The 7,450-nt window shown below is 69.3% G+C and carries 7 protein-coding genes; 3 read left to right on the forward strand and 4 right to left on the reverse strand.

Annotation, left to right across the window (positions count from 1 at the left end):
* The 4 genes from QN345_RS13310 to QN345_RS13325 form a co-directional block, all read right to left on the reverse strand.
* Positions 1-1,258: aspartate aminotransferase family protein (locus QN345_RS13310; RefSeq protein ID WP_323508746.1), on the reverse strand; the 1,258-nt coding region annotated here is incomplete at its 3' end.
* Between the two features lie 37 nt (positions 1,259-1,295).
* Entirely contained in the window at positions 1,296-2,312 is a 1,017-nt protein-coding gene (locus QN345_RS13315) for a TIGR03842 family LLM class F420-dependent oxidoreductase (RefSeq protein WP_134446199.1), read from the reverse strand.
* Between the two features lie 59 nt (positions 2,313-2,371).
* On the reverse strand, positions 2,372-3,793 hold the full coding sequence (hydA, locus tag QN345_RS13320) for a dihydropyrimidinase (RefSeq protein ID WP_323508747.1): 1,422 nt from the start codon (positions 3,791-3,793) through the stop codon (positions 2,372-2,374).
* An 8-nt stretch (positions 3,794-3,801) separates the two neighbouring features.
* The gene (locus QN345_RS13325; protein WP_134446198.1) at positions 3,802-4,713 is read right to left on the reverse strand and encodes a nitrilase-related carbon-nitrogen hydrolase; all 912 of its coding nucleotides are present in this window, start codon (positions 4,711-4,713) and stop codon (positions 3,802-3,804) included.
* Between the two features lie 176 nt (positions 4,714-4,889).
* Here QN345_RS13325 and QN345_RS13330 point away from each other — a divergent pair, with 176 nt between their 5' ends.
* The 3 genes from QN345_RS13330 to QN345_RS13340 form a co-directional block, all read left to right on the forward strand.
* Positions 4,890-5,942 (forward strand): putative F420-0 ABC transporter substrate-binding protein, encoded by a 1,053-nt coding sequence (locus QN345_RS13330; protein ID WP_322189124.1) that lies wholly within the window; start codon positions 4,890-4,892, stop codon positions 5,940-5,942.
* Between the two features lie 3 nt (positions 5,943-5,945).
* The gene (locus QN345_RS13335; RefSeq protein WP_198413455.1) at positions 5,946-7,019 is read left to right on the forward strand and encodes a putative F420-0 ABC transporter permease subunit; all 1,074 of its coding nucleotides are present in this window, start codon (positions 5,946-5,948) and stop codon (positions 7,017-7,019) included.
* Positions 7,010-7,450: ABC transporter ATP-binding protein (locus QN345_RS13340; protein WP_323505222.1), on the forward strand; the 441-nt coding region annotated here is incomplete at its 3' end. The genes QN345_RS13335 and QN345_RS13340, both read left to right, overlap by 10 nt.

The following is a 7,450-nucleotide window of genomic DNA, read 5'->3' on the forward strand; positions in this document are numbered from 1 at the left end:
CCCGTGGTGGGGTCACGGCGATCGCCGGCTGGGTGAACGTGGCCATCGTGGCCCCGACCAGGGTCAGGGCGAGCAGCCCGGCCTTGATCTTCGCCATCACCCCGGCTCCCACCGGTTCCCTGGTCGCGCGGTCCGCGACCAGTTCGAGCGCCCAGAACACGCCGACGCCGCGCACCTCACCGATGATCGGGTGCCGCTCCGCAAGCTCCGCGAGCCCCGGCGCGAGCACGTCCCTCCCGATCCTGGCCGCGTTGTCGACGATCCCCTCCGCCTCCATCGCGTCGAGCGTCGCCACGATCGCGGCCATGGCGAGCGGATGCCCGCTGTAGGTGAGTCCGCCGGGGAACACGGTCGTGTCGAAGTCGTTCGCGATCGAATCCGGGATGATCACCCCGCCCGCGGGCACGTACCCCGAGTTGACGCCCTTCGCGAAGGTGATCAGGTCGGGCACCACGTCGTAGAGATCGAGGGCGAGCCAGCTGCCGGTGCGGCCGAAGCCCGCCATCACCTCGTCGAGGATCAGCAGGATGCCGTAGCGGTCGCACAGGGCGCGCACCCCCGGCAGGTATCCGGGCGGCGGGAGCAGCACGCCCGCGGTGCCCGGGATCGTCTCGAGCAGCACGGCGGCGATCCCGCTCGGCCCCTCGCTCTGGATCACGCGCTCGAGGTGCCGCAGGGCGCGCTCGCACTCCTGCTCCGGGGTCGTGGCCCAGAAGTCGCTGCGGTAGAGGTACGGGCCGAAGAAATGCGCGTGCCCGCGCGCGAACTCGTTCGGTACCCGGCGCCAGTCCCCCGTCGCGACGATCGCGGCCCCGGTGTTGCCGTGGTACGAGCGATAGGTCGAGAGGATCTTGTCGCGACCGGTGTGCAACCGGGCCAGCCGGATCGCGTTCTCATTCGCATCCGCCCCGCCGTTGGTGAAGAACACCTTGTGGAAGCCGTCGGGCGCGCGGGCGACGATGCGGCTCGCGGCCTGGCCGCGGGTGAGGTTGGCCGTCGCGGGCGCGACCGTGGCGAGCAGGCCGGCCTGTTCGACGATCGCGCGCACGACGGCCGGATGCTGGTGGCCGATGTTGAGGTTGACCAGCTGGCTGGAGAAGTCGAGAAACGTGGTGCCGGAGTGGTCCCAGACCCGGGTTCCGAGCCCGCCGGCGAGGACGAACGGGGTGCGTCCGCCGCCCTGGGCCGACCAGGAATGGAACACGTGGGCGAGGTCGAGGTCGACGGTGAGTTCGTCGAGCCGATCGGTATCAGTCACAGCGGTTCTCCTTGTTCTCGCACCCGGGCTGCCATTCTCAGATCTTCGCGGCGGGCGCTGTGTTGAGCGCCGGGATGATGCTCTCACCGTACACACGCAGGGTCTCTTCCTTGTTGTCGTGCTGCAGGTACCCGGCGAACTGGTCGACACCCAGCTCGCGGAGTGCCTCGAGCTTCCTGATGTGATCCGCTTTGGTGCCGAGCACGCAGAACCGGTCGACGATCTCGTCGGGCACGAAGTCGGCGTGGGTGTTGCCCGCGCGGCCGTGCTGGTTGTAGTCGTAGCCTTCGCGCCCGGCGATGTAGTCGGTGAGGGCGCGCGGGACCGCGGAGTCGGCGCCGTACTTGGCGACGATGTCGGCGACGTGGTTGCCGACCATGCCGCCGAACCAGCGGCACTGGTTGCGCATGTGCTCCCAGTCCTCTCCGATGTACATCGGGGCGGCGACGCAGAATTTCACGGATGCCGGGTCCCGGCCTGCCGCTGCCGCCGCCTTCCGCACCGTGCTGATCATCCACTCGGCAACGTCGAGGTCGGCCATCTGCAGGATGAATCCGTCCCCGACCTCTCCCGTGAGCTTGAGCGCGAGCGGCCCGTACGCGGCGACCCACACCTCGAGGGAGCTGCCGAAGCTCCACGGAAAGCGGAGGGTGGCGCCGTTGTACTCGACGGCGCGGGAGTTGCCGAGCTCGCGGATGACGTGGATCGCCTCCCGCAGGGTCTTGAGCGTCGCGGGGGCGCCGTTCGTGACGCGCACGGCGGAGTCGCCACGCCCGATGCCGCAGATCGTGCGGTTGCCGTACATCTCGTTGAGGGTCGCGAAGGTCGATGCGGTGACGGTCCAGTCGCGGGTGGACGGGTTCGTGACCATCGGCCCGACCATGATCTTGCGGGTCTCGGCGAGGATGCGGCTGTGGATCACGTACGGTTCCTGCCAGAGCAGGTGCGAGTCGAAGGTCCAGACGTGGCTGAAGCCGTAGGCCTCTGCGAGCTGCGCGAGCTGCACGACCCTGGCCGATGGCGGGTTGGTCTGCAGCACTGCTCCGAAGTCCATGGGGTTCCCTGCGCTCTGTCGGTGGTGGGCGGTGGGTGGCGGATGCCTGGCCGGCGCGCCTAGATCAGGTACTGGCTCAGGCCGCGCGGCAGGTACCGCCCGTCGCCCTTCGCCCCGAGGTAGCTGTTGCCGTCGACGATGACCTTGCCCCGGCTGAGCACCGTGTCGACGTGCCCGTCGATCTCGTACCCTTCCCAGGCGGCGTGGTCCATGTTCATGTGGTGGGTCTTGCCCAGCCCGATCGAGGTGTGCCCGGCCGGGTCGTAGAGGACCACGTCGGCATCCGCCCCCGGCTGGATCACGCCCTTGGTGCCGTAGAGGCCGAACATCCGCGCCGGGGTCGTCGAGGTCAGCTCGACCCAGCGTTCGAGGGTGATCCGCCCCTCGACGACGCCCTGGTAGAGCAGGTCGAGGCGGTGCTCGACCGAGCCGATCCCGTTCGGGATCTTCGAGAAGTCGCCGAGGCCGAGGTCTTTCTGGCCCTTCATGCAGAACGGGCAGTGGTCGGTCGAGACGAGCTGCAGTTCGTTGGTTCGGAGGCTCTGCCAGAGCTCCTCCTGGTGCCCCTCCGCGCGGCTGCGCAGCGGCGTGGAGCACACCCACTTCGCGCCCTCGAAGCCCGGGGCGCCGAGGTTCTCCTCGAGGGAGAGGTAGAGGTACTGCGGGCAGGTCTCCCCGAAAACGTTCTTGCCGCGGGAGCGGGCCGCCGCGAGCTGCGCGACGGCCTGCTTCGCGCTGACGTGCACGACGTACAGTGGCGCCCCGGTCAGGTCGGCGAGCATGATCGCCCGGTGGGTGGCCTCCTCCTCGAGCTGCCAGGCCCGCGCGATGCCGTGATAGTACGGGTCGGTCTTGCCCTCTGCGAGGAGTTGACCGACGAGCACGTCGATCGCCGGCCCGTTCTCGGCGTGCATCATCGTCATGAGCCCGGTCTCCGCCGACTTCTGCATCGCCCGGAGGATCTGCGCGTCGTCGGAGTAGAAGACGCCCGGGTAGGCCATGAAGAGCTTGAAGCTCGACACGCCCTCGGCGAGCAGCCCGTCCATGGCCTGCAGCGAGTCCGTGTTGAGGTCGCCGATGATCTGGTGGAAGCCGTAGTCGATGGCGCAGTTCCCCGCCGCCTTGTCGTGCCAGGTCGCGAGGCCGTCGAAGACACGCTGCCCGTAGCTCTGCACGGCGAAGTCGATGATCGTCGTCGTGCCGCCCCACGCGGCCGCGCGGGTGCCGGTCTCGAAGGTGTCTGAGGCCGCGGTGCCGCCGAACGGCAGCTCCATGTGGGTGTGCGCGTCGATGCCGCCGGGGATCACGTACTTCCCGGTCGCGTCGATCACCGTGTCGGCGGATGCCGCGACGTCGAACCCGAAAATGGCGGAGCCGGGGGCGAGCACCGCGACGATCTTCTCGCCGTCGATGAGGACATCCGCTTCTGAGCGGCCGGTCGAGCTGACCACAGTGCCGCCCCGGATCAGGGTGCGCCCCACCCGGGCGCTCATGCGCGGGCGATCGGGTCGTAGGAGTCCGGCCTGCGGTCGCGGTAGAACTGCCAGGAGTTGCGCGTCTCGCGGATGAGGCCCAGGTCGAGGTCGCGGATCACGATCTCGTCGGTGTCGGTCGAGGCGATGGCGCCGACGTAGTTGCCGCGCGGGTCGACGAAGTAGGAGCTGCCGTAGAAGGTGACGGCCTCGTCGCCGAATTCCTCGGTTTCGGTGCCGATCCGGTTGTTGGCGCCGATGAAGTACTGGTTGGCGACCGCCGCGGCCGGCTGTTCGAGTTCCCAGAGCCGGTTGGACAGGCCGGGCTTGGTGGCCGAGGGGTTGAAGACGATCTCGGCGCCGTTCAGGCCGAGGATGCGCCAGCCCTCCGGGAAGTGCCGGTCGTAGCAGATGTAGACGCCGATCTTGCCGACCGCGGTGTCGAAGACCGGGTAGTCGAGGTTGCCGGGACGGAAGTAGAACTTCTCCCAGAACTGCGGGAGGTGCGGGATGTGGTGCTTGCGGTACTTGCCGAGGTAGCTCCCGTCGGCGTCGATCACGGCGGCGGTGTTGTAGAGCACGCCTGCCTGCTCCTCCTCGTAGACCGGAAGCACGATCACGATGTGGTGCTCTGCGGCGAGCGCCTGGAACCGTTCGACGAGGGGGCCCGGAACGCTCGTCGCGTAGCCGTAGTACTGGGGGTCCTGGATGATGCCGAAGTAGGGGCCGTGGAAGAGCTCCTGGAAGCAGATCACCTGCGCTCCCTGCGCGGCCGCAGAGCGCACGAATCCCTCGTGCTTGGCGATCATCGACGCTTCGTCGCCGGTCCAGGTGGCCTGGGTGATCGCGGCTCTCACGATGTTCCCGCCCTTGCCGGCCGCATCCGCGCGGATCTTCGCGCTGGCCGGGGTATTGGATCCGTCGGACATGTCTGCCTCCACCAAGTCACTACTGCGAGATAACTGAAACGTCCGCCGAAACGTCCGGCGTGCTGAGTGCGTGTGGATCATCCTGTCGCCCAACGGGCCGGGAGGCAAGCACTCAGCGAAACCGTTATCCGGCGCTGGTACCATTCAGAAAGTCCCGCCCGGCCACCGAAGGTCTCATGACACGTCTCCCGTTCTTCCGCGGGCCCCGCGCTTCTCGCGCCTGGCCGGCGCTCATTGCTGCCACGGCGCTCACCGCCCTCCTCGGAGGCTGCGCGACCACGAGCCCGATTCCCGCAGGCCCCGCCCCGGATGCGGTCACGGCCAGCCCCACCCCGACGTCGAAGCCGGCCTACCCGCTCACGATCGAGAACTGCGGCACGACGGTCACGGTCACGAAGGCCCCGAGCCGGATCGTGTCGATCAAGTCCTCGGCCACGGAACTTCTCCTCGCGCTCGGCCTCGGCGACAAGATCGTCGGCACCGCGTTCCTCGACGGTCCGCTCCCGCAGGCGCTCAGCTCGATCGGCACCAACCTCAAGGTCGTCAGCGACTTCCTGCCCAGCCAGGAGGCCGTGCTCGCCCTGAACCCTGATTTCGTCTTCGGCGGGTGGGAGTCCAACTTCGCCGCTGACGGCGTCGGCACCCGCGACACCCTCGCCGCGGTCGGCATCGGCAGCTATGTCGCGCCGTCGGCCTGCAAGGGCGCCGACCAGCCCAATCCGCTCACCTTCGACACCGTCTTCGGGGAGATCACCCAGGCCGGCGCCGTTTTCGGGGCCCCCGAGGCAGCCGCACGGCTCGTCGCCACCCAGCGCAAGGAGCTCACGACGCTCTCCCCCGCGACGACGAAGACCTCTGCGCTCTGGTATTCGAGCGGCGTCGACAGCCCGTACGTCGGTGCCGGGATCGGTGCGCCGCAGATGATCATGGATGCCGCCGGACTCACGAACGTCTTCGCGAGCGTGAAGGACACCCGGACCTCCGTCGGCTGGGAATCCGTCGTCGCTGCCGATCCGAGCGTGATCGTGCTCGTCGACGCGACCTGGAACACGGCAGAGTCGAAGATCAAGACCCTCGAGACCAACCCCGCGACGAAGAACCTCACCGCGGTGAAGAACAAGCGGTACATCACCCTCCCGTTCGCTTCGACGGAGGCCGGCATCCGCAACGTCGAGGCCGCGGCAACGACGATCGACCAGCTGGCCGACCTCAACTCGCTGAGCAAGTAGTCGGTGACTGCGGGCACGGACTCCGTGGCGGGACGGACCCGGCCGGCCGCATCCGCTCGCCGGAACGGCCGCTTCGGGCTGTGGCTCGCGCTCGCCCTGGCCGCGCTTGTGCTCGTCTCCGCGCTGGCCGTGACGATCGGGCCCGCTCCGGTGAACCTGGCGGATGTCGCAGGCAGCCTCGCGGCGCACCTCGGCTTCCCGCACTCCGGCACGGTGCCCGTCCTCACTGACGCGATCGTCTGGCAGCTGCGGCTCCCCCGGGTGCTGACCGCGGCGTTCGTCGGTGCGGGCCTCGCCCTGAGCGGCGCGGTCATGCAGAGCGTGACCCGCAACCCGCTCGCCGACCCGTACCTTCTCGGGCTGTCCTCAGGGGCGTCGCTCGGCGCGGTCTGCGTCGTGATTCTCGGCGTCGGGGTCGCACTCCCGCTCGCCGCCTTCGCCGGCGCACTCGCCGCGCTCATCGCGACGCTCTCCATTGCCAGGGTCGGCGGAACGATCACGCCCGGCCGGGCCGTGCTCGCCGGCCTCGCGATCGCCCAGCTCGGCGCGGCGGGCACCTCCTTCGTGATCTTCTGGTCGGCCAAGGGCGACTCCTACCGGGAGATCCTGAACTGGCTGCTCGGCTCCCTCGCCGGCAGTTCCTGGGCCACGGTCCTCATCGCCGGGAGCGCGCTCCTCCTCGCCGGCACCGGGCTCGTGCTCGCCGCGAGCCGGCTGGACGCCTTCGCCTTCGGCGACACCGCCGCGGCCTCGCTCGGAGTCGACGTCAACCGCACCCGGTGGGCGCTCCTCGGCACGGTGGCACTGCTGACCGGGGCGATGGTCGCCGTGAGCGGTGCGATCGGGTTCGTCGGGCTGATCCTCCCGCACCTCGTGCGCGGGCTCAGCGGGCCGGGGCACCGCAGGCTGCTGCCGCTCGTCGCGGTATATGGCGCGGTGTTCCTCGTGATCGCGGACACCCTCGCCCGAACGGTCTTCGACCCGCGCGAGCTGCCGGTGGGCATCATCACCGCCCTGATCGGGGTTCCGGTGTTCATCGCGCTGATCAAGAGCCGGAAGTCCGTTTCATGGGTGTAGTCATCGAGCGGGTGTCGTTCCGCGTCGGCGGGCGCGCGATCCTGGACGACGTCTCCGCGATCATTCCGACCGGCTCGGTGACGGGCCTGCTCGGCCCGAACGGCGCGGGAAAGTCCACACTGCTGCGCCTCATCGCGGGCCTGCACACCCCGACGAGCGGGCGGATCACCCTCGACGACGCACCCCTGGCGACCCTCGGCCGACGCGAAACCGCCCGCCGGATCGCCCTCCTCGAGCAGAACGCGAGCCCCACGATCGACCTGCTCGTGCGCGAGGTCGTCCTCCTCGGTCGTATTCCGTACCGCTCCGGAATCTTCGGCGGCTTCGACGGCGCCGAGGACCTGCGCATTGTCGCCGAATCGCTCGCCCAGGTCGGCGGCACCGACCTCGCCGACCGAAGCTGGGGCACCCTGAGCGGCGGCGAGCAGCAG

The organism is Cryobacterium sp. 10I1 (assembly GCF_035019805.1).
GTDB classification, from domain to species: domain Bacteria; phylum Actinomycetota; class Actinomycetes; order Actinomycetales; family Microbacteriaceae; genus Cryobacterium; species Cryobacterium glucosi.

Excerpts from the sequence above, each read along its gene's own strand:
- QN345_RS13315 (WP_134446199.1), bottom strand. The coding sequence starts at position 2,312 with ATGGACTTCGGAGCAGTGCTGCAGACCAACCCGCCATCGGCCAGGGTC.
- QN345_RS13325 (WP_134446198.1), bottom strand. The coding sequence starts at position 4,713 with ATGTCCGACGGATCCAATACCCCGGCCAGCGCGAAGATCCGCGCGGAT.
- QN345_RS13330 (WP_322189124.1), top strand. The coding sequence starts at position 4,890 with ATGACACGTCTCCCGTTCTTCCGCGGGCCCCGCGCTTCTCGCGCCTGG.